1 protein-coding gene is annotated in these 313 nt (G+C 57.5%); it reads right to left on the reverse strand.

The annotated features are described in order from the left end of the window. The coding region (locus SB679_RS23580) for a sugar phosphate nucleotidyltransferase (protein WP_410704696.1) at positions 1-209 on the reverse strand (209 nt) is incomplete at its 3' end. Positions 210-313 lie beyond the last annotated feature (104 nt).

Genomic DNA, 313 nt, shown 5'->3' on the forward strand with positions numbered 1-313 from the left:
TGCGAACCGTCGCCGAGAAGCCGCTTGAAGGCCTCGACATCGTGCGGCGTGGTGATGATCAGGATGTCGTTGATCCCGGCCAGCATCAGCGTCGTCAGCGGATAGTAGATCATCGGCTTGTCGTAGACAGGCATCAGCTGCTTCGACACCGCCTGGGTGATCGGATGAAGCCTGGTGCCGGTGCCGCCCGCTAGAATGATCCCCTTCATCTCAGTCTCCTCAAATCGCATTTTTCAAAATGGCTTTGACCGCAATTTCCGTCGAGCTTTTCCAGCCGGGCAAGCGGATGCCGTAGGTGGCAGCGAGTTTGTCT

Source organism: Chryseobacterium sp. SIMBA_029 (genome assembly GCF_046535275.1).
Lineage (GTDB): Bacteria > Bacteroidota > Bacteroidia > Flavobacteriales > Weeksellaceae > Chryseobacterium.